The sequence below is a fragment of the Rhodococcus sp. OAS809 genome (genome assembly GCF_040546695.1).
Taxonomy (GTDB): Bacteria; Actinomycetota; Actinomycetes; order Mycobacteriales; family Mycobacteriaceae; genus Rhodococcus_F; species Rhodococcus_F qingshengii.
Genome location: NZ_JBEPOI010000002.1, coordinates 2,663,074 through 2,686,154, shown reverse-complemented (window position 1 = coordinate 2,686,154; position 23,081 = coordinate 2,663,074). Strand labels below are relative to the sequence as shown.

The 23,081-nt window shown below is 60.4% G+C and carries 24 protein-coding genes and 1 tRNA gene; 10 read left to right on the top strand and 15 right to left on the bottom strand.

Going from position 1 to position 23,081, the window contains the following annotated elements; genetic code table 11:
* Positions 1-85: 85 nt before the first annotated feature.
* Both ABIE52_RS15585 and ABIE52_RS15580 read right to left on the bottom strand, forming a co-directional pair.
* A complete protein-coding gene (locus ABIE52_RS15585; protein ID WP_064443219.1) occupies positions 86-634 on the bottom strand; it encodes a hypothetical protein in 549 nt (182 codons plus the stop codon).
* Between the two features lie 159 nt (positions 635-793).
* A complete protein-coding gene (locus ABIE52_RS15580) occupies positions 794-934 on the bottom strand; it encodes a hypothetical protein (RefSeq protein WP_181991937.1) in 141 nt (46 codons plus the stop codon).
* Between the two features lie 187 nt (positions 935-1,121).
* Here ABIE52_RS15580 and ABIE52_RS15575 point away from each other — a divergent pair, with 187 nt between their 5' ends.
* From ABIE52_RS15575 to ABIE52_RS15560, 4 genes are all read left to right on the top strand, one after another.
* Positions 1,122-2,837, top strand: a complete 1,716-nt coding sequence (locus ABIE52_RS15575; RefSeq protein WP_003943733.1) for a 3-ketosteroid-delta-1-dehydrogenase — start codon at positions 1,122-1,124, stop codon at positions 2,835-2,837.
* A 689-nt stretch (positions 2,838-3,526) separates the two neighbouring features.
* Positions 3,527-4,327, top strand: coding sequence for a M23 family metallopeptidase (locus tag ABIE52_RS15570; protein ID WP_238704690.1), 801 nt, complete (start codon positions 3,527-3,529; stop codon positions 4,325-4,327).
* A gap of 244 nt (positions 4,328-4,571) precedes the next feature.
* Positions 4,572-5,333, top strand: coding sequence for a pentapeptide repeat-containing protein (locus ABIE52_RS15565; protein ID WP_064443221.1), 762 nt, complete (start codon positions 4,572-4,574; stop codon positions 5,331-5,333).
* 118 nt (positions 5,334-5,451) lie between these two features.
* Positions 5,452-5,763, top strand: a complete 312-nt coding sequence (locus tag ABIE52_RS15560) for a hypothetical protein (RefSeq protein WP_242692652.1) — start codon at positions 5,452-5,454, stop codon at positions 5,761-5,763.
* A 44-nt stretch (positions 5,764-5,807) separates the two neighbouring features.
* On the opposite strand, the gene ABIE52_RS15555 is transcribed toward ABIE52_RS15560, so the two are convergent.
* The 4 genes from ABIE52_RS15555 to ABIE52_RS15540 form a co-directional block, all read right to left on the bottom strand.
* Positions 5,808-6,182 carry a hypothetical protein gene (locus ABIE52_RS15555; RefSeq protein WP_065352038.1) on the bottom strand — a complete coding sequence of 125 codons (375 nt, stop codon included), beginning with the start codon at positions 6,180-6,182 and terminating at the stop codon, positions 5,808-5,810.
* Positions 6,179-7,330, bottom strand: a complete 1,152-nt coding sequence (locus ABIE52_RS15550; RefSeq protein WP_063315140.1) for an alkane 1-monooxygenase — start codon at positions 7,328-7,330, stop codon at positions 6,179-6,181. Before ABIE52_RS15550 ends, ABIE52_RS15555 begins: the two co-directional genes overlap by 4 nt.
* A gap of 95 nt (positions 7,331-7,425) precedes the next feature.
* Positions 7,426-8,079: a class F sortase gene (locus ABIE52_RS15545; RefSeq protein ID WP_007726493.1), complete on the bottom strand. Its 654-nt coding sequence runs from the start codon at positions 8,077-8,079 to the stop codon at positions 7,426-7,428.
* Positions 8,080-9,411: an ice-binding family protein gene (locus ABIE52_RS15540; protein WP_192712035.1), complete on the bottom strand. Its 1,332-nt coding sequence runs from the start codon at positions 9,409-9,411 to the stop codon at positions 8,080-8,082. It lies immediately after the preceding gene.
* Positions 9,412-9,634: 223 nt separating this feature from the next.
* Between ABIE52_RS15540 and ABIE52_RS15535 the strand changes: the two genes are divergently transcribed.
* Positions 9,635-10,351, top strand: a complete 717-nt coding sequence (locus tag ABIE52_RS15535) for a TetR/AcrR family transcriptional regulator C-terminal domain-containing protein (protein ID WP_042452349.1) — start codon at positions 9,635-9,637, stop codon at positions 10,349-10,351.
* A 357-nt stretch (positions 10,352-10,708) separates the two neighbouring features.
* Here ABIE52_RS15535 and ABIE52_RS15530 read toward each other — a convergent pair whose 3' ends face one another.
* The 5 genes from ABIE52_RS15530 to ABIE52_RS15510 form a co-directional block, all read right to left on the bottom strand.
* Positions 10,709-10,852 (bottom strand): hypothetical protein, encoded by a 144-nt coding sequence (locus tag ABIE52_RS15530; RefSeq protein ID WP_165639161.1) that lies wholly within the window; start codon positions 10,850-10,852, stop codon positions 10,709-10,711.
* Positions 10,853-10,910: 58 nt separating this feature from the next.
* Complete coding sequence (locus ABIE52_RS15525) at positions 10,911-11,372, bottom strand: Hsp20/alpha crystallin family protein (protein WP_007726499.1); 462 nt, start codon at positions 11,370-11,372, stop codon at positions 10,911-10,913.
* 186 nt (positions 11,373-11,558) lie between these two features.
* Positions 11,559-12,443 carry an MBL fold metallo-hydrolase gene (locus tag ABIE52_RS15520; protein WP_042452347.1) on the bottom strand — a complete coding sequence of 295 codons (885 nt, stop codon included), beginning with the start codon at positions 12,441-12,443 and terminating at the stop codon, positions 11,559-11,561.
* Between the two features lie 137 nt (positions 12,444-12,580).
* Complete coding sequence (locus ABIE52_RS15515) at positions 12,581-13,834, bottom strand: wax ester/triacylglycerol synthase domain-containing protein (protein ID WP_192712036.1); 1,254 nt, start codon at positions 13,832-13,834, stop codon at positions 12,581-12,583.
* A gap of 46 nt (positions 13,835-13,880) precedes the next feature.
* Positions 13,881-15,176, bottom strand: a complete 1,296-nt coding sequence (locus tag ABIE52_RS15510; RefSeq protein WP_176741986.1) for a hypothetical protein — start codon at positions 15,174-15,176, stop codon at positions 13,881-13,883.
* A gap of 552 nt (positions 15,177-15,728) precedes the next feature.
* Here ABIE52_RS15510 and ABIE52_RS15505 point away from each other — a divergent pair.
* Both ABIE52_RS15505 and ABIE52_RS15500 read left to right on the top strand, forming a co-directional pair.
* Positions 15,729-16,346, top strand: coding sequence for a hypothetical protein (locus tag ABIE52_RS15505; protein WP_007726510.1), 618 nt, complete (start codon positions 15,729-15,731; stop codon positions 16,344-16,346).
* 200 nt (positions 16,347-16,546) lie between these two features.
* Positions 16,547-17,038 (top strand): FBP domain-containing protein, encoded by a 492-nt coding sequence (locus tag ABIE52_RS15500; RefSeq protein ID WP_007726512.1) that lies wholly within the window; start codon positions 16,547-16,549, stop codon positions 17,036-17,038.
* A 149-nt stretch (positions 17,039-17,187) separates the two neighbouring features.
* Here ABIE52_RS15500 and ABIE52_RS15495 read toward each other — a convergent pair whose 3' ends face one another.
* Genes ABIE52_RS15495 through ABIE52_RS15485 form a run of 3 tightly spaced genes read right to left on the bottom strand, consistent with a single transcriptional unit; the run spans position 17,188 to position 19,219 of the window.
* Positions 17,188-17,928 carry an ABC transporter permease gene (locus ABIE52_RS15495; protein ID WP_192712037.1) on the bottom strand — a complete coding sequence of 247 codons (741 nt, stop codon included), beginning with the start codon at positions 17,926-17,928 and terminating at the stop codon, positions 17,188-17,190.
* Entirely contained in the window at positions 17,925-18,860 is a 936-nt protein-coding gene (locus tag ABIE52_RS15490) for an ABC transporter ATP-binding protein (protein ID WP_042452339.1), read from the bottom strand. The genes ABIE52_RS15495 and ABIE52_RS15490 overlap by 4 nt, the downstream gene beginning before the upstream one ends.
* Entirely contained in the window at positions 18,857-19,219 is a 363-nt protein-coding gene (locus tag ABIE52_RS15485; RefSeq protein WP_007726518.1) for a GntR family transcriptional regulator, read from the bottom strand. The genes ABIE52_RS15490 and ABIE52_RS15485 overlap by 4 nt, the downstream gene beginning before the upstream one ends.
* A gap of 58 nt (positions 19,220-19,277) precedes the next feature.
* Here ABIE52_RS15485 and ABIE52_RS15480 point away from each other — a divergent pair, with 58 nt between their 5' ends.
* Entirely contained in the window at positions 19,278-19,466 is a 189-nt protein-coding gene (locus tag ABIE52_RS15480; protein WP_192712038.1) for a hypothetical protein, read from the top strand.
* Between the two features lie 2,238 nt (positions 19,467-21,704).
* On the opposite strand, the gene ABIE52_RS15475 is transcribed toward ABIE52_RS15480, so the two are convergent.
* Positions 21,705-21,778: transfer RNA gene (locus ABIE52_RS15475), tRNA-Gly, on the bottom strand.
* 305 nt (positions 21,779-22,083) lie between these two features.
* Here ABIE52_RS15475 and dcd point away from each other — a divergent pair.
* Both dcd and ABIE52_RS15465 read left to right on the top strand, forming a co-directional pair.
* Positions 22,084-22,653, top strand: a complete 570-nt coding sequence (dcd, locus tag ABIE52_RS15470; protein ID WP_003943702.1) for a dCTP deaminase — start codon at positions 22,084-22,086, stop codon at positions 22,651-22,653.
* 25 nt (positions 22,654-22,678) lie between these two features.
* A complete protein-coding gene (locus tag ABIE52_RS15465) occupies positions 22,679-22,963 on the top strand; it encodes a hypothetical protein (protein ID WP_042452329.1) in 285 nt (94 codons plus the stop codon).
* Positions 22,964-23,081 lie beyond the last annotated feature (118 nt).

The following is a 23,081-nucleotide window of genomic DNA, read 5'->3' as shown; positions in this document are numbered from 1 at the left end:
CATTGTGTCCAAGGCATGTCCGTGGACCTGAGAGTTGAAAGTCAGTATCTCGAGTGCGGTTGAGATCCACCGAATATGGCGTACGTCATATGTTGCTGAGGTCGGTCAGTACCTGATCGAAGGCGCCGGTACGTCCAGGTGTCACTACCTTCTGAAACAGTGTCAGGACACATTCGTCAAGGGCGTCCGTTGCCGTGAGGGTTCTTCTGGCGACGGTGCTTCTAGCGGACCATCGGCCACGTTCCATGTGTGCCAATGCGATTCCGTCACGCCGGGCTGTTGCCTTTCGGCCCGATGAATGAACGAAGAGGTATGTTCTGCCCGCGATATCGACTTCGCACAGCTTGTTCTTGCGGCGCATGGCCTTGGGCTTCTGGTCGATCAGGGTCCCGATCGTTCCGTCGGACAATCGAAGTGATGCAGGTCGGCCTTTACGGAATGTGAGCCTGGATCGATCCTGCTCGGCTGTTGACGATTTCCTCTTCCGCCCGCCGGCAACGCTCTCAGATCCGTCGTCGGATGCGGGAATCAGTTCGCCTTGAACGTTCCCCGACGGATCGAATATCGATACGGCCGAACCACCTTCGGCGAGGTTGACGAACCAGCCGGTCTCTGTAGGGGTGTTCCATTTCATGTAGATGATTATTCTTCATCAGTGCCGAGGAACATCAGCCGACAGCCCGAGACGAGGATCGCGGTCAGGATTCGACAGTCACCTCGACGACGCCATCGTCGCCGTTGAAGCGAACTGCCGGCCAGTACCCGTCCATGAAATGCAAACCGCACGAGTCTGTCAGACGTTGACAATCGCTTCGACGGCCAGACGGTGAAGAGCCTGGTGCTGCTCGAAGACGTGGCGTAGGCGGGGAAGCATGCCGCGTACAAGGGCGCCGAGCGTTTCGTCGACGATGCCGAAGCTGGGATTTGTCCTCACGTGAGCAGCGTAGACATCGAAGAAGGCAAGCCGCGATTCTGCTGGGGCGGGCACAACGCCCGACCCGTGGCAGGAGCCGTTCTTCGCCAATCCACTCGCAATGTCCCGCTGACTGGGCATCCGGAACCTTCTGCGCCGCGACTGCCTTAGCGTTCTACGTCGATAACCACGTGAAGGGATTTGTTCAATGGCGAAGAATCAGGCACCCCCCGCGACACAAGCCAAGGACATCGTTGTCGATCTACTGGTGATCGGGTCCGGTACCGGCATGGCTGCCGCCCTCACCGCGAACGAGCTCGGCTTGTCCACGCTGATCGTGGAGAAGACGCAGTACGTTGGCGGTTCGACGGCGCGGTCCGGTGGAGCGTTCTGGATGCCTGCCAACCCGATCTTGGCGAAAGCCGGTGCGGGCGACACCGTCGAGCGCGCGAAGACATACGTGCGTTCGGTGGTCGGTGATACTGCCCCTGCCCAACGTGGGGAGGCATTCGTCGACAACGGTGCGGCCACCGTCGACATGCTTTACCGCACGACGCCCATGAAGTTCTTCTGGGCCAAGGAATACTCCGATTACCACCCCGAACTGCCGGGAGGTAGCGCCGCCGGACGTACCTGCGAGTGCCTGCCGTTCGACGCGTCGGTACTCGGCGCGGAACGCGGTCGCCTGCGGCCCGGTTTGATGGAAGCCGGACTGCCGATGCCGGTGACAGGTGCGGACTACAAGTGGATGAACCTGATGGTGAAGAAGCCGAGCAAGGCTTTCCCTCGCATCATCCGCCGCCTGGCGCAGGGCGTTTACGGCAAGTACGTACTCAAGCGTGAATACATCGCAGGCGGTCAGGCGCTCGCCGCCGGCCTGTTCGCAGGTGTGGTCCAGGCCGGTATCCCGGTGTGGACGGAAACGTCGTTGGTTCGGCTCATCACCGAAGATGGCCGCGTAACGGGTGCAGTTGTAGTGCAAGACGGACGTGAAGTGACGGTGACGGCTCGGCGTGGTGTCGTTCTGGCAGCCGGCGGGTTCGACCACAACATGGAGTGGCGCCACAAGTACCAGTCGGAGAGCCTCGGTGAGCACGAGAGCCTGGGCGCAGAGGGCAACACCGGCGAAGCGATCGAGGCAGCACAAGAGCTCGGCGCAGGTATCGGATCGATGGATCAGTCGTGGTGGTTCCCGGCGGTGGCAAGCATCAAGGGCCGCCCGCCGATGGTGATGCTCGCAGAGCGTGCGCTGCCAGGCTCGTTCATCGTCGACCAGACCGGTCGTCGATTCGTGAACGAGGCGACGGACTACATGTCGTTCGGCCAGCGCGTGCTCGAACGGGAAAAGGCCGGAGATCCGGCCGAGTCGATGTGGTTTGTTTTCGACCAGGAGTACCGCAACAGCTACGTGTTCGCAGGCGGTATCTTCCCTCGTCAGCCGCTTCCGCAGGCATTCTTCGACTCCGGCATCGCGCACAAGGCGAGCAGTCCGGTCGAACTTGCCCGCAAGGTCGGTCTTCCCGAGGAGGCTTTTGCCGAGTCCTTCGAGAAGTTCAACGAGGCCGCTGCTGCCGGTAGCGATGCGGAATTTGGTCGCGGCGGAAGTGCATACGATCGGTACTACGGCGACCCGACAGTGTCCCCGAACCCGAACTTGAGGAAGCTCGACACGAGTGCCCTCTACGCGGTGAAGATGACGCTCAGCGACCTCGGCACCTGCGGCGGTGTGCAGGCGGACGAGCATGCACGCGTGCTTCGTGAGGACGGCAGCGTGATCGACGGCCTGTATGCGATCGGCAATACTGCGGCCAACGCATTCGGTCACACCTACCCGGGCGCCGGTGCAACGATCGGCCAGGGGCTGGTTTACGGATACATTGCCGCTCACCACGCAGCCGAGAAAGTAGCTTCGACTCAGCAGTAGATCCACTAGGCAACAGATCGCCGAACGGGAGATCAGCACGCGTTTCCGATGCCGGGAACGTGCACTGGTCTCCCGTTCGGCTTGTAGGAGCGATGCCACCTGTATGTCCCATCTCGGTAACGCTGACGCGCCAGGTGACCAAGACGCGGTATCGTCTCCAGAAGTGACATGGGGCACTGGCGATTGTTCGAACAGATGCCATCTACCGAAGGCGCGCCTGATATCGACCGGTCGGGTCGAATGCGCAAAAACAGGTATGTACCCAGGTAATTCAACCGTGGTGTGGAGCGTCGTGAAGCGACAGCGTATGAGGTGATTCCTCATCCGCAACGCAAGGATCTCCATGTTCCACCCCCTTTCCGACCATCCGGGTAGACACCCACCCTGTCGATCTTCGAATGAGAAGCCTTCGGTTTGTTCCGGCATTCGTAGTCCTCGATCAACGATCGATTCAGGCACTGCCTCGATGTAGAACCCGTATCTCCTGTGCTGTCACCAGGAGATGCAGACCTGCGGGTCTATGCGCGCGCTCGCGTTCGAGAGCGGTCACCGTACCTCTCTCCATGGCGCGATCCGAACATCTCACTCCAACGGAGTCTTGGTGCGATACACCGAGTAGCTCAGCACGTATTGAGTGCTGTCTGCGGGTAGAGCCTGCACCTGCTCCGAGCACATCAGTCAAGGAAAACATGAGTAAGCACAGAAAACACAAGCCTTCCAGCACAAAACGATTCATCGCCGTAACTGCGGGACTGGGCGCCCTTGTGGGGGCCGGAGCAGTAGCCAATGCAGGTACCGCCGGTGCGCAGGGCTGGTCGGCGAGTTGCAATTGGGAGTGGCCGGTAAGCGGATCACTTTCGCAGGGTTACCACGCGGGACATGACGGAGTCGACTTCGCTGTCAACGTCGGCACCGCGCTCCACGCGCCCACATCGGGCACGATTTCTGTTGCCGGACCCAATGATCCGGGTGGATATGGAACGTACATCCAGTTGGAAGCGGACAGTGGCGAGCAGATTCAGATGGGCCACCTCTCCGAAACATGGGTCGGTGTGGGGCAACACGTCGAGGTAGGCGACGAGATCGGGGCAACGGGTAACACCGGTAGCTCCACCGGCCCACATCTGCATCTCCGCATTCACAGTGGAGGCGCCGTCGATCCCATGTCCTTCCTGAGTTCGATCGGGGCGTGCGATACCGGGTCGAGTATTGCTCCCGCGCCCGCGCCGGCACAGGACGTAGCACCCGAATTTGCACCGGAACCGGCGCCTGCTCCCGTTGTCTACTCTGAGACATCCGAATCTGCACCGGTAGAAAGCATTCCGGAGTCGGAGACTCCAGCGCCCGGCTCAGAGGTAGTCGTTGCAGCCGGTGATACATTGTTCGACCTCGCGACAGAACGAGGTCTCACCTGGCAGCAGGTGTGGGACATGAATCCGCAGATCGTCAATCCCGATCAGATCCTTGTGGGCGACGTGATCAACTTGTGAGAGTTGATAATTCGATACTGATCCGGGGATGAGTCAACGGCTCGTACACGACCGGTTTCAGTACCCCAGTTGACTCCGAGTTCCACTTCGTGCGCGTGAGCGCTGCAGCCGGGCCGTGCATTTCACGGTCCGGCTGTTTTGCGCGCTCCGAGAAGTGATTCCTACCGAAGTACTGATGTGTGGTGGTTCGCTTCTCGGGCAGCCACGGCCAATCAATGGGGATCTTGCCGATACTATTGAGCCCGTGAACCGGTCCGCGATCACCTCCCTACGTCGACGTTGGTCAGATGAGGGCGTCGATAATTTACGGGCGCAGCTGCTCGATCAGTCGCGGATCGTCAAGCCGCCCCACACTCTCGTCTCCCCATGGGCGGAGACCGATGACGGGCTGATCGATGTGCGTGGCCTGACAGCGGGTAGCGCTGGATTGGACATCCGGTATCTCACGTTGGAACGGATTGATCTGAGTTTCGCTCGGGGTCCGATCTCCGTCTTCGAATCCGAATTATTCGACTGCCGTTTCGATTTCGTGGCACTGACCGGACAGCCCCGTTTCAATCGCCGATTCGAACGGTGCAGTTTCCGGGGTGCGACGCTCTCTCGTCTGGCGCTCGGACCGAGGGTCGTCGATTGCGATTTCACTGGAGCCAAAGCACGCGGGCTCCGCTCCGTGCCCAATACTGTGTTCGAACGATGCGCATTCGACGACACAGACCTGACTGGTGCGCAGTTCGCCGATACCTCATTCGTGGAGTGCACTTTCGGCGGCGCACGATTCTCGGCGGCCACGAGTTTTGTGCGGTGTTCCTTCACCCGGACCGCTGTCGAGTTCTCCGAGGCGCAAGTGTCGCGAACAACGTGTGACGGCACCGCGATTCCGGATCAATGGGAAGGTGAGGCCGATTCAGCAGTCGCACTGGAGCGGTATGCCGGTCGATATGCCCGAGCACTTGGCGTGGGGGACACAGAGGGTATGGCCCTCGATCCTGAAATGGATGATTCGTAAAGGGGGCAGATCGATGACTCGCGGGGTCACGTTCAGGACAGTATTCGGTGGACCGTCGGTGCCGCTTGACTTCATCGAGGAGTTGACTCGGCTCAGACACCGGCTGAGGGGTATCGCGATGCAGTACGACTTCGATCTGTTTGTTGTCGTTGGTGGCGACATCTCCGTGGTGACCGATCCGACCGGGATCCGGCTTCCGCGTGTATTTCTGGGCAGGCGTACCGCTACGGCGCAGGTACAGATGAACACTGACGACGTGATGGGGGTGCCCGACCCGCGTGCATTTCTGTACACGACGATCCATGCGGCACTGACGGAACTGATCACGCGTGTCTCAGACCGCGACAACGACTTCGATGCGGACGGGGAGCGAGCGAAGATCGAGTTCTTGATCCTCGATGACATTGGCGAGCGCGAATCAAAGCTGTGATGGCAAATGACAAATGCTGCGCTCCCGAATTCGTCAGGCTGTTGTCACTCTCTGGCATCAAACACTGCGGTGACCACTTCACAGAAATCGCCGGGTGCCGGCAATGGACGAACCTCACTATGAGTTCTGCGGTGCGCGGTAGCGGTGACAAGTAGGTAGCGTTCAGCTGCGGCGTAGTCGGTGATCGATGTTCCGTCGGGCCCGGGGGTTTGAGTGATCAGGTCGAGGTATCGGCGGCGATAGAGGTATGCGTCGGGCTGGGTCAACAGGTACTCCGCGGCAGCGACGACGTCTAGGCTCGGTGCGGCTCGTCTGAGCCGGGTGCGCGCCGGCTGGTACGCAGCTCTGGCGTGTTTGGTCGGCCCGGTGGCCGTGTAGTGCCCGTCGCTGTGGTCGTCGTCTCGGGCATTGTCATTCATATCGTCGCCTTGGTGTGAATGAGCTCGACGTTGCCGTTGTAGTAGCCGAGGACACGGTGATCCATCATCCGCCGCCACAGTGGTGGTACGGCAGCGCAGACGATCATCACCGCGTATCCGGCAGGGAGTTGCGGAGCGGTTGGAGCGCTGCGCAGAGATTGGTAGCGCAGACGCGGATTCGCGTGATGGTCACTGTGTCGTTGTAATTGGTACAGGAACAAATTGGACAGGAGATGATCACTGTTCCAACTGTCTTCGGGCCGGGCTTTGACAAAGCTGCCGTCTTGTCTTCGCGCACGGAGCAATCCGTAGTGTTCGAGGTAGTTTGCGGCCTCGAGGAACGTGATCCCGGCCAAGGCTTGCAGGAGCAGCCAGGGCAGTATCTGCCAACCGAATAAGGTGATCAACGTCCCGAACAGTGCGGCGCTCAGCGACCATGCCTGCACGATGTTGTTTCGAGGCGACAGTGCGGGTGAACCCTGCCGGCGCAGGCGTGCTGATTCGATCCGCCAGCCCGATTTCAGACCTCCGAATATGCTGCGGGGCAAGAATATCCAGAACGATTCCCCGAAACGAGCACTGGCGGGATCGCGCGGCGTCGCAACGTTGACGTGGTGACCGTGATTGTGCTCGATGTAGAAGTGCCCGTAGAACGATTGAGCGAGCACAATTTTCGCCAACCGCCGCTCGAGGCGGCTGCTCTTGTGGCCTAGTTCGTGTGCGGCATTGATACCGACGCCTGCAACGACGCCGACGGTCATCGCCAGTGCGATCTTCTCTCCGGTTGCCATCGGGGCGTGCGCCCAACACCATGCGGCGAAGACGAGGCCAGCGTATTGAAGTGGCACGAACAGGTAGGTACACCATCGGTAGTAGCGGTCGTCCTGCAATGCCGCGATCACGTTGTCCGGTGGGCTGCGGCCATCTGCGCCGACTGCGACGTCGACGATCGGGATGACGAGAATCAGGATCCAGGCACCGGTCGCCCAGAACAGGCCGAGGTGCAAATATTCGACCAGCAGCCAGGACAGGAAGGGACTCAGCGGGATCAGCAATCCCAACGGCCACCAGTAACGCTTCCGATCCCGCCATGCAGGAGCGTCGACACCTGCTTCGGCGCTCGCTCGAATGTCGTCGGTGTCTGTCATCGAAACTTCTCGAGCACGGGAAAGTGGAATACGGTCATTGCTCTCCAACGGTTCGTGCGGACTTTCGAAGTGGTGTGCTGCGGCGTCTCAGGCGGTTAGGCCAGGTCTGCGAATGCGATGATGTTGTCGTTGTAACTGCGTGCGGTTTCGTCGAAGGATCCACCGCACGTGATGATCCGGAGTCCGGGGTGGTCGATGTCGCCATATACGACGTCGGTGGGAAAGTCCTCTTTGGGGAAGTGTTCGACACTGGTAGCGGTGAACACTGCGCGACTTCCGTCTTCGCGGGTGACGATGATGTCGGCTCCTGTTTCGAGATTCCGCAGATCGAAGAAGACCCCGTCGGTGCCTTGCCAGTCGACGTGGCCGGCGATGATTGCCGGTCCGACCTCACCGGGGGCGGGAGCGCCGGTGTACCACCCTGCGTCCTTCCCATCCGGTGGGACCTCGAGCGCTCCATCGGTATCGAGTCCGAGATCGATGATGTCGGTGTCGACGCCGATGGACGGGATTTCGAGGCGCGCGGGGCGGTGGTCAGCAGTTACCGGCGCCCTTTCGGGCAGTGCAGAGTCAGTGGCGCGCGGCGCGGATGTGGTGTCTTGTCGAGGCGACGAGATTGGTTGTGAATTTCCGCTGTCGGATTGTCCACCGGCGCATCCGACCACCGTTACGAGTACTGAAACAGTAAGGGCGAGAGCCGTGATGGCTCGGCGAGTTCGCGGAGCCATCACGGAGTTTTCGTCTTTCATCTATCGACTCGTCCGACGGATGACGAGGGCCGACATAGCCACGACGCTGAAGAAGCCGACGAGCAGGGCGATCCACCCTCCACTGGACTGTCCGCCGCGTTGGGATTGTGTGCTTCCGTCACCGGTGTCGACCGACCCTCGTGGTACCTGCTGCACCTGAGGGGCTCGAACATTCGGGGATCCCGGGCCTACCGGTTGAGTGGTCGGGGCACCCGTTCGAGAAGCTGACGTCGTCGGCACCCGAGACGGGACGGTTACCGTCCCCGGAACGGTGGGAGGTATTCCCGGCAGTGGTGGGAGACCGGGAATCTCGGGTATGGACGGAATGTTTCGGCTGGTCGTGATGATCGGCGGTACGTCCACAGTGGTTGTAGTCGTGCCGTTCGGCCCTGGTGTGGTGGTCGTCGCTTCCACCGGTGTACCAGTCGTGGTTGTAGTCACCTCCGGCGGGACGACCGTCGTGGTTGTAGTCACCTCCGGCGGGACGACCGTCGTGGTTGTAGTCACCACCGGCGGGACCACAGTCGTGGTGGTAGTCGTCGCGGTGTCAGGCGGGACCGTAGTCGTCGTAGTGGTCGGAGTCGTGGTCGTGACAGGAGGCGCACAGGTCGGGATCGTAACGGTGTTCGTATCGAGAGTGACCGCGCCATTGATCGCCAACAGTCGACCCTCGACGGTTGCCTCGGTTGTTGCAGTAATGTCTGTCAGCGCCAACAGGTTTCCTCGGAAGACGGAGTTTGTACCCAGGGTGGCGGAACTTCCAACCTGCCAGAAAACATTGCACGCCTGCGTTCCGTTGATCAGTGCAACGGTGCTGGACGACGATGTGATCAGCGTTGATCCCGCTTGGAAGACGAAGACTGCATCGGGGTCACCTTGCGCGTCGAGGGTGACGGTTCCCGACAATGCGATCGACGAACCGGAGTTGTAGACACCCGAAACCAGTGTCCGACCGGTCAAGTCGGCTCCCGTCGGTTGTGTGGGTCCCTGACCGGCAAGAGTGTTGTAGGCAGTCAACACGTCGGGTTTCGCTCCCTGCGATACCGCGTCGCCACCATGATTGGTGCCGGTAATCGTCAGGTCCGATACACCGGTGATGGTTGGAGTCGGATACGTGCCGATATCGCCGCCGAGGGTTGTCGGTCCGGTGTTGGTGATTCCTGCTCCGGCAAGGACTGCAAAGGGCTCAGCGGTGCCGAGTCCGACAGCAGTCGCTTCCGCGCCGGCAGTGCCGGCCGGCAAGACGAGAATGCCGACGGAGAAAACGGAAATCGTTGCAATACCCGAGAATTGAAAGAACCGCGAGCGTCGTGTTGCGGTGGGTGCTGTCATGTTCTGTTCATCTTCGATCCTTTGAAGAAGGGACTCATGCGACGAAAGTGAGTCCGTACGTCCGCGCCGACTCCGGCGCCGGGACGTATCGATGAGCGCCCACGTAAATCCGGACATTCCGGGTATACGATGTGTGTATACGTTGTATGCATAGGGCGTATCCGAATAGTAAACCAGCCGTACTGTTCTGTCAACGCGTAGGCATACGATGTATGTTTTGTGGATGACCGGACACTCGCCAGATCGCACTAAGGGTTTGATTCCCGCCGCGGACCGCGAGGAGCCCCTCACCAGGGCGCTCGTACTCTCGACGGCGTTGGCGATCATCGACGAGGAAGGTGCCGACGGCCTCTCCATGCGCCGACTGGGCAAAGCGCTCGACAGAAATCCGATGACTCTCTACAGGTACGCGGCCAACAAGGCGGCCCTGCTGGACGGGGTCGTCGAGACCGTGCTCGAACAACTGGTCGTCGACCCGTCCGATCGCGACTGGAGGGGGCAGCTGCACGCAGTTGCGTACGGGTATCGCCGCCTCGCGCTCGCGCACCCCAACGTGGTTCCTTTGCTGGTCACTCGGCCGCTGTCCACCCCGCTCGGATTGCGTCCTCCCGGGACGTTGCGCTACGTCGAAGCGATTCTCGAACTGCTGATACGGGCCGGTTTCACTCCTGAAGACGCATTACACATCTACCGAGCAGTGTTCGGCTTCCTCAACGGGCACATTCTCAACGAGCTTCAGGAAATAGTCGAAAATCCCGAGGAGACGGACGACCTCTTGCGGCTCGGTCTGCATCGGCTTGCGCTTGCCGAGTTTCCGAGACTGCGGTCGATGGCTACGATCATGGCTCACTACGACGGGCAGGACGAACTCGAGCGCGGTCTGGCAATCCTTCTGGAGGGTCTGGCGACGGCATCTCCTCCGACGAGGGTTGAGGGCTGACCACTTTCAGTTTGGGTATAGACATGAGACGACCTCGACGGCCACACAATTCAGGGGACCGACGAGGTCGGTAAGCGTCAGCGCAGTCACTGACGTCTACATTTCAACCGTACGAGTCACGGTTGGCAGGGTGGCGGCGAGCTTCGTCCTTGTTGTGTGAGTGTTTCGTCCTGCTTCGCCCATTTCGGGCGGTTCCTGACCTGCTGCAGGTGATGGCTCTTCGGTTCGGCCGGAATGCTTCATCGAGCTGAACGTGTGTAGAGCGCCTGTAAATGCCTTCCGTCCGCCTCGGTGGACGGACGGAAGGCATCAATTCATTTGTGGGTGACCGTATTCGGCGAACACGGTCTGGTTTTGTCAGGGTTGAAATTCTTCGTTGGTGGGGTTCTCGGGCGGGGTGGCCGCGAGGATGCGCTTCCACCAGCCTTGCCGCTGCGGGTCTTCGTTCCAGACGACCGGTTCAGCCAGAGCTGCGGCGGGGGCCATGATTGGCGCGGGCATAGTGGACCTCCTGGATGAAAGGCTCTCGTACAGTCGATTTCGTGCCAAGCCGTTCAGGTCAGGCTTCGATCTGTCCTTGGGTTTTCACCTCGGAGTTTGCGGTGCGGGACGGCGGCCCCGACGAGATTTCGATCCGCCGCGGTTTCGCCTTCTCTGCGATCGGCAAGGTCACGGTCAACACGCCGTTGTCGTATGAGGCGACGATCCGTTCGGAATCGATGTCCTCGCTGATGGACAGCTGCCTTCTGTATGTTCCTGTGAAACGCTCACCGGCCAGCCACGTCACTCCCTCTTCGGAAATGGCGCTGCGGTGCGCGGTCAGGGTGAGGGTCGAGCCGTCTACCTGTACGTCCACTGATCCTGGGTCGACGCCGGGAAGATCGGCGTGAAGGACGTAGTGGTCATCGATCTTGTAGAGGTCCATCGGCATGAAGCGTGGACTTCGGCTGCTGCCGGTTCCGGTGGCAAGCAGGGACTTGGTGATCGCGTCGATGTCGGTGAAAGGATCGAAACGAAGCACAGCAACACACCTCCCGTATCGTCTAAGAAAGGTCACCGTCACCTCGACGGCGACCGAACTTACTGTGCGAGAACATGATAACCAGCCAAACTGGCACTCTGCAACCTCGAGTGCCAGATTTTTTCGGTGAACTTCGGTCCGATTTTCGGAAGTATCCGAAATGGCGCGATCAGTTCGCCAGGGATGTCAGAGGGTCCGGCGAAACACCTTGTCTTCGTCGACTGTGACGGCACCGGATGCGATGAGTCGTTCGAGGTGTAGCTGAGCTGTCCGTCGTTCGACGGCGTCGACGTACGGGGCCGATACGTGGGGGCGGTAGACGAGTCGATGAGCGACTATGTCTTCCAAGAGTTTTGGTTCGCCGAGGAATTGGATGAGACGGTCTTCGCGGCTCAGTAATTTGTCGCGGTATGCGGACAACCGGCGACGGAACTCGTCGCTGCCCTCGACCACGCCCTTCTGATGGAATGTTCCGTACCAGCGTGCGTCGATCGTTGCGACGTGGTCGATGGAGTCGAGGAAGTCGTTGACGCTGCTACCCAGGTCGCCGTACATCGGGCCGAAGGAGGTGAGGTCGATGTCGGCGACGTAGAAGAAGCCGTCGGGTTCGACGAGGACCCCGCAGTGTCCGCGGGTGTGCCCTGGCAAATGAATGACTGTCGCAGTGCGGTCGCCGAGGTCGAAGACGTGGCCGCCCGCGATCCCCGACACGTTCTCGTGGGTCGGGGGTATGCCGTATTGCGTAGCGATCGACTGCTGGACCTCGACTCGTTCGTTCGGAGGAAGGCCGTAATTGGTGAGCATCGTGTCGAGGGATGCGACTGCGGGTGCGTCGAGATGGTGCGCATAGGCCGGGGTGTCGAAATGGCGTAGTCCGGCGATGTGGTCCTCGTGCCCGTGGCTGACGAATACGAGGTCTGCGCCGACGGGATCGCGGTCGAGGGAGAGCGAAGGGTCGATCACGAGCGTGCTTTCAGATCCGTGCACTACCACGGTGTTCCCGTAGGGGACGGCACCACCGTTCTCAGGAACCAGTACCGAGACCTTGCCGAATTCTGCAGGTGTGAACATCTTTCGCCTTCCTCGTGACGATCGTGTCGTGACGACACCGGCTTGCAGGCTCGAATCAGTGGAGATGTTGTCGAGACGTCTCGACAGTATCCGTTGCCCAAGCGGCGAGGTGCATCGGATAGTGGCAGTAGATCCAGTCAGTGTGCAGTGCCGGCTATTTCGTCGAGAGTCCGTTCGACGGCTCGGGCGATCTTGCTTGCAGGTGGGAGATGCTCGGCATCGGCCTGGATTCCGATCCAGAATGTGTCGTTGTAGGACGCTGCGGTGAAGCCGACGCGGACATTGCCCGCCAACGGGCCCAGAGGCCAGAGTTCGACTAGCGCTGCCCCGTCGAGCGTGAGCGGGCCGCGCGGTCCATGGACGTTGGACACGACTGCACCGATCATGTGCTGCCGCTTTGCGAGCTTGTCGAAAACGCCGGCGATACGCGGTGACCGAAAGGTTGTTCCCGCAGCGCGTGCGAAAGGTTTGGCCGCAGCGGTTTGCTTCGCGACGATCGCGACTGTGCGTTGTGGGTCGGTTTCACGAAGTGGAAGGTCGATGATCATGAACCCGACGGCATTGCGTGCGCTACCGATCGCTGTGACTGCGACGGGTACCGATACCGCAATCGACTTGGGGATGGGCTCGCCGCATTCTTGGAGGATGAATCGCAGTCCGCCGCCCACCGCAACGAGATAGGCATCGTTCAAAGTGCCTCCCGCTTGCTGCGCGGCATGCTCGATCAGAGAGGTGCGGACGTTGACGGACGAGATCGATCTCGTGGGACCAATGGCGCCCAGCAACACCCGTGATCGGATTGGCCGGTGCAGGAAAGTACCGATTCGAAATCGGAGGAGGTCGAGGGAACCGGCGGCCTTCGGAGGGATGTTCGCCACGGGAGCGCCCGGGTCGGTACTTTTCGAATCAGGTGAGGCGAACAAGCGCTCGAAAAGGTCGCTGGCTCTGGCGCCGTCGAGAACCGCGTGATGCACTCGGATCACAATGCCGCACAGACCCGGTCGAGCTGCAGGAACGAAGGCGATGTGCCACAACGGTCGGGTGGTGTCGAGGGGTTGCATCACGAGTCGACCACAGACGGATTCGAAGTCGGGTTCTGTAGGCCCGCGTTCGTCAAGCGAGAGATGGAGGTCGAAGTCGATGTCGTTTTCCGTCCACCACCATGACCCGTTCCGCATGATCGGTCGCTGCCGCAGTAACGGCTCCTGCGCGATGTGAGCGGCGAGGGTGCGGTGAAGTCGCATTAGATCAGGTCGACCGTCTCGATCGACGAAGCCACCAGGAGCGAGCAGTCCGGCAATAGTGACCAGGTAGGGCTGGACGTGCACACCGAGCTGGAAGCTCGCAGCGTCGACGGGTGATATCGGCACGTCGGGTGTGGTGTCGACCATCTGCTGAGCCTAATCGAGGCGACACGGTGGACGGCGATGGTTTCGGCTAGCGGATCACCAAGTCGTGGTCGGTGGCGCTGAGCGTGATCGCGGCAATGGGGTTTCCGCGCATCCAGTCCTGCACGAACGCGTCCAGAGCGGGGTTCGATGCCCGATCCGCGTACGCGTCCGACGGGATCTCGATTGCCCCGACGAGGTGGCGCGGATCGGCATCGAGGCCGGATGCGCGGGGAGCCATCCGTAGTCCGTCGGCGGTGTGCAGGACGACCGGAAGAACCGTGCCATCCGGTGCAGTCACGGTCGCGGTCCGCGTGGTGGCGACCGGGTCGAAATGGTCCACGTCCAGTCGGTATCCGGACGGTTGTGCGTGCTGGCCGATCGCGTCGAGCAGACGCGGATCCACCACAGAGTACGGAAACCCGATGTCGATCAGAGCCTGACCGTCGATGGCACCGTCGCGGGCGGGCAGGGTCGTGGACAAGTGCCAGGGGGCAGCGGGGGACAGGGTATCCGTCGACCGGTCTGTCGGCGCGTTTTCGATCAGTGTGCCGAGGAGGGACGCGCCGGTCGGCGTGAACTCCCAGGCATCCCCGACGAGATCCTTGTGCCAGAAGCCGGATTCGGCGCCGCGGAGACCCTCGACGCGCAACTCCCGCCGGTTCGGGCCGGGACCGAGTGAGTGCACACTGATCGCGGATGTGACTTCACCGGGAATTTTGGGCTGGTGCACCCAGTCTGGGGCCGGAAGTCGGATCGCGGCGGTGCTGCGGTCGAGTGTTTCGGCCACGAGGTTGGGTGCCGACGGCTTGTCCGACTGATCTTCCCAGCTGTAGCGGAAGAAGATCGAGTCCGATCCCGAAGAATCGAAATCAAATGTGCGGGTGTATATGTCGCCGTACTTGTTCATCACGAAAGTGGTTGATCCGGCCGCCGACAGCGAGTCCGCCTGGAATCGCCCGCCGAGCGGGCCGCCGATCTCGTAGCTGTCGTCGTTGGGCAGCCACGGGTCCGCGTAGGTTATCCGGCTGCCGTCCCCGGTCAACGTGGGGATCATCGTCATCTTGGCGAGTCCGACGAAGTGAATCCGTCCTGCGACGTCGGTGAAAGTTTGGTTGTCCCAAGGCGACGAGACGCTCAGTGCCCACCCGTTCGGGTGGTCTCCGGGGAGTTGTCGGCCGGGACCGCTCCACAGCGGTGCGCCCCATGCCGAGGTCCAATTCCACACCAGCGGATCCTGGGATGCGTTGTCCATCGTGTAGATCCAGCCGTTGTCGTCGACCGCGACGAGTTCGTCGTCGTCCAGTGATATCCCGACCAGTCGTCCACGCAGGCACTCGGGCATCGGCACGAAACGCCACGGTTGAGCCGTTGATGCGCCTGGCTCTCGCGGCCGAGCGAGTAAGTCGTGGTCGACTAGCGCGAAGTCCCAGAAACGATTGAATTGCGTAGTTGGCGTGCGGATCTGGACCGAGCTGGGGGCGGTTGAACCGGTGAATGTCGGTAGGTTTGCCAACCCGACTCGACCTCCACCGGAGGGCGCACCTGGTGGCAGTTGGGCGGTTCCGAATGATATGCAACTGGCCGGCCCAGGTTCGGTGGGCGCGGCAGCGGCGAGGGGAGTGGACCACAGGAGGGCGGCGGAGAGTAGGACGCCGACGCTCGGCAGTCGCGGTCGGTGCGGGTGCGAAACTCCACTCGCGGTCTCGTTCACCGTCCGATTGTCGCATGATCGGCACGTTGAATCTGCGAATTGTGAGGTTTGTCCATCTGTGTCGGTTGCGGCGAGAGTGCCGATCGCTGCGTTGGTTGTTGTGAGTGGAACGAGAGTGCGTGTACTGCAAAGGTATTCGCCGTGTAGCTGAGTTTTGCCGTGACCTGCAGATACGGTGGGGTGATGAGAAGGCCGAAGTCGCTGGGTGAATGGTTGGTAGCTGACCCTCCGGAGTCGTCCAAGCCACCGGGGCCGATTCTTTTGGCATTCACCGTTGTTCCGCTCATTGCGTTGGTCTGCCGGCATTACGGTTGGTGGCCTTCGCCGTTCGGGGAGTACAGATGGTTGGATCCCTTCCTCGTCAGCGCCGCGGCTCTGCTCATCTTGATCGTGGTCGGTCTGGTGTGGGCGATCCGCACCCTCTATGCCCTTGGCCAGGACCGGCGGTGGTCGTGGTGGATTCTGTCCTCCCCGATCGCCGTCATCGCTGCAGTAGCTCTGGTGTTGTTGATGCCGCCGGCAACTTTCCTCGACAAGAGCGGAGAGTTCGAGACCATCGCGATTGGTCTTTTGGAGCAGCCTGAATCGACCGTGGAAGAGCTCGAGATCGGCCAGTTCGATATCAGTAGTGCCCATGTCGTGCGGCCGGATGAGGTCTACTTCATCGACAACGACAGCATGTTCATCACCTCGAGTGGGTGGGTGTACTCGCCCAGCGGCCCACCATCGGGGTTCGATGATTTCTCCGCAACTCACCTCGGCGGACCTTGGTACGAGTTCACGGCGGTATGGCGTGACTGATAAATCGAGTGGCCTGTAACGCAGGCCTGTAGCTACCATCGCGGTGTGGATACGTACACGGTGACGCCCCATGGGCGTGAGGGGGTTGTCGGCGTCGTCTTCGCCGGCGACAGATAGCGCATTTCGGACCCGACAGCACTTGGTGCTGATCGGGCCATGAGCTGTACCCACCTTCACCGAGCCACGATTGGTATACACCCATGATCATTTTGACCGATACATCTATTCGTTCCAGCCTCGTCAACGCGAGTCGTAAGGAGAAGTCCGATCTCACCCTGCCGGACGGCTTCGGCACCATCGACTTCGACGCTCTCGACTACCTGGGCTGGCGAGATCCGAAAATGGGCCGACGCGCCTACGCGATCGTCCCGACACTCGACGGGGAGACCATCGGAGTCTTGCTCGTTCAAGCCGAGGCCACTCCGCGATCGCGCGCCCAGTGCTCCTGGTGCCGCGACACGCGACTCCCCAACGAGGTCGTCTTCTACGGCGCCAAGTTGGCCGGGCCCGCCGGTCGACGTGGCAGCACGGTCGGAACACTGATCTGCCGAGACTTCCAGTGCTCGTCCAATGTTCGTAACGACCCCCCGCTCCCGTATGCCGGCTACGATGCCGCCGCTGCGCGCCAGAACCGGAAAGATGAACTGGTGCTGCGGGCTTCGAGTTTTGTCGAGCGGGTGGCTCGGCAGTAGAGCGGACCAAATCGGGGACGAGATAGCACCCTGTTGCGACGTTCGTCCCCCTTTCCTGACTCAGGGAGGGGGACGAGCTGTCTAGACGGGTTTGATCCGACGAGCACTTCGAGACGACGCGACATGTGGCGTCGCACATGATTGCGCGGTCACGGCGTTGCTCGACGCAACGTCGCCCAGGCTCCGGCGATGCACGCGATGGCAAGGGCCAGAGGGAGTAGCGCCATCGGTACCAGTCGGGGAGTATCGACAAACCACGAACCGATCGCCGGCCACCACCCAGCCCAGGTGATCGCGATCGCTGACAGGCCGAGCAAGCCGAAAAGCCCGGTGAGGGAGGCGAGTAGACCGGTGATCCTCCACCGCTGGTAGATAGCACCTGCCAGCATTGCGATCGAACTGGTCAGCAGCAGCGTCGCGAACAGTGCGAGCAACTGTACGGCGGTGTTGTCGGTGAAATAGCGTGCGATGCCGAACATGCGCATGTGCACACCCCAGCCGTTGGTGGCGGACTCCAGCACGGACAGCAGTTGCAGCGCGATTGCGAAGACTGCGGACTGTGCCAGCGCCATAACCGTGGTGGCAGTGAAGAACTCGCGGCGGGTCACGCTCAGTCCGAGCGCGAATGGGAACGTCTGCGTCATCGACTGGAGGTAGAACGCCAGCACGAAACCGTAGACCGAGAACACACTGCCGGTGAATCCTTCACCCTCCTCGTTCCCGACGATCGCGTAGATAGTGAAGCTGATCAGGAACGAGATCAACAGGATGCCCACCGGCCAGGCGATCAGCAACGGCCACGCGACCGTGTGCAGTTGTAGGACGGCACCGATCCTGGACCGAGCGGGCGTCTTCGGGACCGTCCGTGGCTCTGTCGTTGCGATACTCATACGGTGATCTCCTTGCGCTGCGTCGAAGTCGCGATGACAAGTTCCTGCAAAGATGCCGGTTCCACTTGGACTCCAGCCTCCCGCAGTCGGTTTCGCTCGGTCTCTGTCACATCGGCCTGCAACATGATTCGGCTGTGGGCGCCCAGTGTCTCCCGGCGCAGGACCCTGCCGGACGCAGCAACGGCATCCACCGCATCAATGGGACCGGATACCACCACGGCGCGGCTACGCAGTGCATCCGCGTCTGCGTCGACGACAATCCGGCCGCCGTCGACGACAATCACGTGCTCGAGTAGATTGGCTACCTCGTCGATCAGGTGAGTCGAAAGCACCACAGTGCGAGGATGTTCGGCGTAGTCCGCAAGCAGGCGATCGTAGAACAGTTGGCGTGCAACGGCATCGAGACCGAGATACGGCTCGTCGAATAGCGTGAGCGGTGCACGGGAGGCAAGTCCGATGATCACTCCCAACGCTGACCGCATGCCGCGCGAGAGCTTCTTCACCTTGCGGCACAGGGGAAGTTGGAAGTCGTCGAGCAGTGTCTCGGCGAACGCGTGGTCCCAATTCGGGAGTAGATGGCCGGCGGCGACGAGTACGTGCTTGACCTTGAGGTCTTCGGGGTACGTCTGGCTTTCCTTGACGAAGCACACGTTTGCCAGGACGTCGGCATTTTCGAAAGGGGCAGCGCCGAATACCTCGACGTCGCCGCGGGTGTGCAGGTCCTGCCCGGTCAGTATCTGCATGATCGTCGTCTTGCCTGCGCCGTTACGGCCGAGCAGACCGTAGATCTTGTTGCGGCTGATCTCGAACGAGACGTCCGCGAGCGCGTCGACATCCCCGTACTTTCTGTCCACGGAGCGCATCGAGGCGACAAGTTCAGTTTCGTCGAAACGCCTGACTCGGGGCTCGGTCGTTGTCGTGCTTGCGTTCATCGGTCCGCCTTCCTGTCGTCCAGCATGGATTTGAGTTCGCCGAGGGAAATCTGGAGCCGGTCGGCCTCCGCGACCAGCGGCTCGATGTATTGGCGCGCGAACGCTTCTCGGCGTCTGAACCTGAGTGCGTCGCGGGCGCCGACCGTGACGAACATTCCGATTCCCCGTTTCTTGTAGAGGATCCCCTCGCCTACGAGCTGATTGAGGCCCTTGGCTGCCGTCGCCGGATTGATTCGGTGGAACGCCGCCAGTTCGTTGGTTGAGGGCACCTGCCCGTCTTCCGGCAGGGAGCCGTCGATGATCGAGCCTTCGATCTGCTCGGCGATCTGCTGGAACAGTGGTCGTCCGTCGTCGATCACGATGATCGACGCCCGGTGTTCACTGGTTCATTACTCATGTAATGAACCATAGAACGTCGTGGAGCATGTTGGCAATGAGATCGCGGAATCTGGCACCGATGACGTGGGTCTCCGAGCGCTACCCATCGGGGCATTCATCGCAGAGGCTGATGGAACAGCTTGGATGCAGACCGGCTACGACTTCCAGATCCCGGGGCGTTGCGCACAGGCATTGAGCTTCTGCGGAACCGTGGAACCGCCGATCTAGGTGGTTGACCACGGGACGGGGCACCTTCGGGTGGCCGGTAGTTATCGCCTCAATGAATTCGGCCACCTCATCGAAGACGGCAACTATGTCGCGGGGGTCATTCTGCATGGACGTTGTCGATGGAGAGTTCACGTACGCGTTGACCGAAACACCCGTCAGCATCGGCAATTCGCCACCCAACGTGAACAGACGAAACCCGCGGCCTCGGCTTCGGGGCGTAACCCGGAGTCGTAGAACAGAAGCCGGACCGCACGCCGCGGTCGGGCTGTTTTTCGTCAACCCAAAGACGGAATTGCATCCACCGCAAGTAGGGACTTAGCGCCTCGTTTTGGTGTTTCTGTACTGATTCGCGATCCCGATACGTACGCTTCCGGCCAGGGAATCGGACACTCGACCAACAGGGGTATCAATGCCGAATGTGACAGTGAAGTTCGGGGGTTCAGACCCGGAAACAGCAGACCTCGCACGCCGGGCACTGCAACCAGTACTCGACAGCATCTACCGCACATACCGCAGGAAACCGCTCCCATTCGTCGAAGCCGCACTGAAACGCGCAGGCCGAGGGAGCTTCTCACAAGCAGGAATTGAACGATTCGCCGACTACATTTCAAGAGGCGACCGACCGATTCTCACCAAATAGTGCGGCCGCCCGTGATCGGGCCGAAGACCGAAGCGCTTCCACCGGCTACCTGGTCGACGTCCTAAAGTGGTCTGTGCCAACTAGGTACAGGTCCACCGTGGTCAAGATCAAGAGACAGTTCCCGCCCGCGTCCGAGATTGGTGGCTTGCCTCAACGTGGCAAGGGCACTCGAGCCAGCAGACGTATTCGATCAAACGGAGCTGAGAAGGCTGATTCAGCAGATGCACATTAATCGACCTCTGTGTGAATTCTGCTCACGGTGCACACTCGCGTGATCAAACCAGTCGGCGCTGTGACATTCGGTTGCAGATCCTATTCGGGGCGGCCTCGACCGACTATTTGGGACCTGTCAAACATAAGCTCCCCTTCCTGGCCAGGTAGGGGAGCTTGTGTTTGTGACCACCGCACGATCCACGCATCTTCTGATATGCAGGTTTCAGGCAGAGCTGAAAATGTTATCCACATGCGGTCGGCCGATCTTCTCTACAAGTCGGGAGCGGTTAGTGGCCCTGCGCCTTCTAATGAGAAGGGGATCGTGGAACCGTTCGCCATCGCCACGATCACGTTGACGATAGCAAAGAGGACGTTATCCATTTGAATTCACCTCCTCGCTCCGTCTAGGGCCCGGCAAGATTCGCTACTGCATACAGGGCAGATGTCCTGCTATCGAAATTGGGACCTGCAATGTAAGCGGGCGAGCCTGGACCGAATGAGGTGACTGTCCTGATATATCCGAGGCGATTCGAGGAGTTGTAGTCCACCAACCAAGGTCCACCAGAAGCACCTGCGCCAAAGTTGCCCGGTTTGGGAGTTGCGTGAGAAGCCGTAGCTCCGAACGTCATAACCAGGGAAGGCGCTGCGATGCTTGCGGGGAATAAGGTTTCGACTCTGGACACTTACGGCCTTCTATCGAATTGGGGCCAATCTGCCGGTTTCTAAAGATCGTCGGGAAGGTAGCACGACGCTAATGTGACAGTCCTCGAAACTGGGGTATTTCTTCGAGCTTTATCCGGCTCTCCGGATCCGTGCAGAGCGATGGTCGTGCATTGGGACTTACGGTTAGGGCTGCCCGGTACTGAGGAAGAATACGTACTTGATGCTTTTCGAAGGTGATTTTTGACGGACTTGGGTATTTTCACAGTTGTGATTGTGAGAAGATCTGCATTCTTGCGTGAGTTGTGGTCCTCGGCGTATGGGTGCGCTACGGCAGATCGTTTTTGCAATATTCAACTGATAAGCGGGCGGAGTCCGAGCGGAGGCAGTTTCCAACCCCATTTGTTGGTAGTCGCGCTCGAATCACTGATGGACGGCAAACGAACCGAGGTACCGGCGACCATCGGCTTCGAGGTCGACAGCACTCTCCTGACAGTGCGCGCAATGGACACCGATTCAGGCCGGGGCACGACCAGTCGGACGGCATCGATGAACTGCAGAATTCCGAGACGCGGTCCTCTAGCACCCCCATTTTCGGTGGATTCACATTGACTGATCACTGAATGGAGGGGGTTGTGTACCTGCCGTCTACCTGTCACAGGATTGGGTCCCAAACAAGCGAAGTCCGACTGCCCCAAAAAGGGCTCTGAACTGCGGAGAATCTGTGGAGCCGATGACGGGAATCGAACCCGCGTATTCAGCTTGGGAAGCTGATGTTCTACCATTGAACTACATCGGCGTCGCAGCCGACCGGACGTGTTTTCACCGCCGATCAACGTGCTTTCCGAACATTATCAGACGAGCTTTCAAGCGGCGGTGTCCCCGGCCGCCATTGATCAACACAGGCGTGTCGAAGTCGGCGCCTTCGGTAGATGATTTGTCCAAAAGTTGTGCGCAGGAACGCCTTTCGGGGTGGAGAACTTGAGACAGGTGGGGCTGGGCTCTCCCGTGGGAGTCCAGAACCCGCGCATCGTGTTCGGTAACCACAGTGTGATCGCCCCGGCGATGGGTCGGCACTGCCCGCAGAACCGGTAACCTCTACCTGTGCTGCTCTCCGATCGTGACATCCGTGCCGAAATCTCCGTTGGACGTCTGGGTATCGACCCTTTTGACGACTCTATGGTGCAACCGTCGAGCGTCGACGTGCGCCTCGACGGTCTGTTTCGGGTTTTCAACAACACGCGGTACACGCACATCGACCCGGCACTTCGCCAGGACGAGTTGACCAGCCTGGTCGAACCGGCAGAGGGCGAGCCGTTTGTGCTTCATCCCGGCGAGTTCGTTCTCGGTTCGACTCTCGAAGTGTGCTCACTGCCGAACGACCTCGCGGGCCGTCTCGAAGGTAAGTCGAGCCTCGGGCGCCTGGGCCTTTTGACGCACTCCACCGCCGGTTTCATCGACCCGGGTTTCAGCGGCCACATCACACTGGAGCTGTCCAATGTCGCAAACCTGCCGATCACGCTCTGGCCGGGAATGAAGATCGGACAGCTCTGCCTGCTCAAGCTCTCGAGCGCTGCAGAGTTCCCCTACGGAAGCTCCGAGGCCGGATCCAAATACCAGGGCCAGCGCGGCCCGACACCGTCGAAGGCGTACCTGAACTTCAACCGCGGCTGAACGAACGAACTTCGGGGGGAGTCGCATGATCGGAATTTTCTACGGTCTGGTTTTCATGAACTTGTTGTTCGTGACCAGCACCGTGTGTTTGATGAAGCCGTCCAAAGCCAGTGTTGTTGTGACCGTCTGTGCAGGGGTGGCGTGGCTGTTCTTCAATGGACCGCTGGAAGGTCAGGTCTTGTGGTCGTTGAACAGAGAACACGGTCTGACGGTCTCGGATCTGATGTCGCTTGTTGCCTTCGGCATCGCCGCTCGTGGTTGGAATCAGGTTCGCAAAGCCCGTGAAACCGTCGACGCAGATCGTTTCTGACCTGCGCGCTCACCTGGATTGACCGCCACGATTCGGACAGATGTTTCGACCTGGAGCACAACAGTCGTCGAATCGGGCACAATTACTGGTTATGTGGTGGATTGTCGGAGGCGTACTA

Excerpts from the sequence above, each read along its gene's own strand:
- ABIE52_RS15560 (WP_242692652.1), top strand. The coding sequence starts at position 5,452 with ATGCAGTACGACTTCGATCTGTTTGTTGTCGTTGGTGGCGACATCTCC.
- ABIE52_RS15505 (WP_007726510.1), top strand. The coding sequence starts at position 15,729 with ATGAGAAGGCCGAAGTCGCTGGGTGAATGGTTGGTAGCTGACCCTCCG.
- ABIE52_RS15465 (WP_042452329.1), top strand. The coding sequence starts at position 22,679 with ATGATCGGAATTTTCTACGGTCTGGTTTTCATGAACTTGTTGTTCGTG.
- ABIE52_RS15570 (WP_238704690.1), top strand. The coding sequence starts at position 3,527 with ATGAGTAAGCACAGAAAACACAAGCCTTCCAGCACAAAACGATTCATC.
- ABIE52_RS15545 (WP_007726493.1), bottom strand. The coding sequence starts at position 8,079 with ATGAAAGACGAAAACTCCGTGATGGCTCCGCGAACTCGCCGAGCCATC.
- ABIE52_RS15535 (WP_042452349.1), top strand. The coding sequence starts at position 9,635 with ATGACCGGACACTCGCCAGATCGCACTAAGGGTTTGATTCCCGCCGCG.
- ABIE52_RS15540 (WP_192712035.1), bottom strand. The coding sequence starts at position 9,411 with ATGACAGCACCCACCGCAACACGACGCTCGCGGTTCTTTCAATTCTCG.
- ABIE52_RS15555 (WP_065352038.1), bottom strand. The coding sequence starts at position 6,182 with ATGAATGACAATGCCCGAGACGACGACCACAGCGACGGGCACTACACG.
- ABIE52_RS15530 (WP_165639161.1), bottom strand. The coding sequence starts at position 10,852 with ATGCCCGCGCCAATCATGGCCCCCGCCGCAGCTCTGGCTGAACCGGTC.
- ABIE52_RS15520 (WP_042452347.1), bottom strand. The coding sequence starts at position 12,443 with ATGTTCACACCTGCAGAATTCGGCAAGGTCTCGGTACTGGTTCCTGAG.
- ABIE52_RS15495 (WP_192712037.1), bottom strand. The coding sequence starts at position 17,928 with ATGAGTATCGCAACGACAGAGCCACGGACGGTCCCGAAGACGCCCGCT.
- ABIE52_RS15510 (WP_176741986.1), bottom strand. The coding sequence starts at position 15,176 with ATGCCCGAGTGCCTGCGTGGACGACTGGTCGGGATATCACTGGACGAC.
- ABIE52_RS15575 (WP_003943733.1), top strand. The coding sequence starts at position 1,122 with ATGGCGAAGAATCAGGCACCCCCCGCGACACAAGCCAAGGACATCGTT.
- ABIE52_RS15515 (WP_192712036.1), bottom strand. The coding sequence starts at position 13,834 with ATGGTCGACACCACACCCGACGTGCCGATATCACCCGTCGACGCTGCG.
- ABIE52_RS15585 (WP_064443219.1), bottom strand. The coding sequence starts at position 634 with ATGAAATGGAACACCCCTACAGAGACCGGCTGGTTCGTCAACCTCGCC.
- ABIE52_RS15500 (WP_007726512.1), top strand. The coding sequence starts at position 16,547 with ATGATCATTTTGACCGATACATCTATTCGTTCCAGCCTCGTCAACGCG.
- ABIE52_RS15490 (WP_042452339.1), bottom strand. The coding sequence starts at position 18,860 with ATGAACGCAAGCACGACAACGACCGAGCCCCGAGTCAGGCGTTTCGAC.
- ABIE52_RS15550 (WP_063315140.1), bottom strand. The coding sequence starts at position 7,330 with ATGACAGACACCGACGACATTCGAGCGAGCGCCGAAGCAGGTGTCGAC.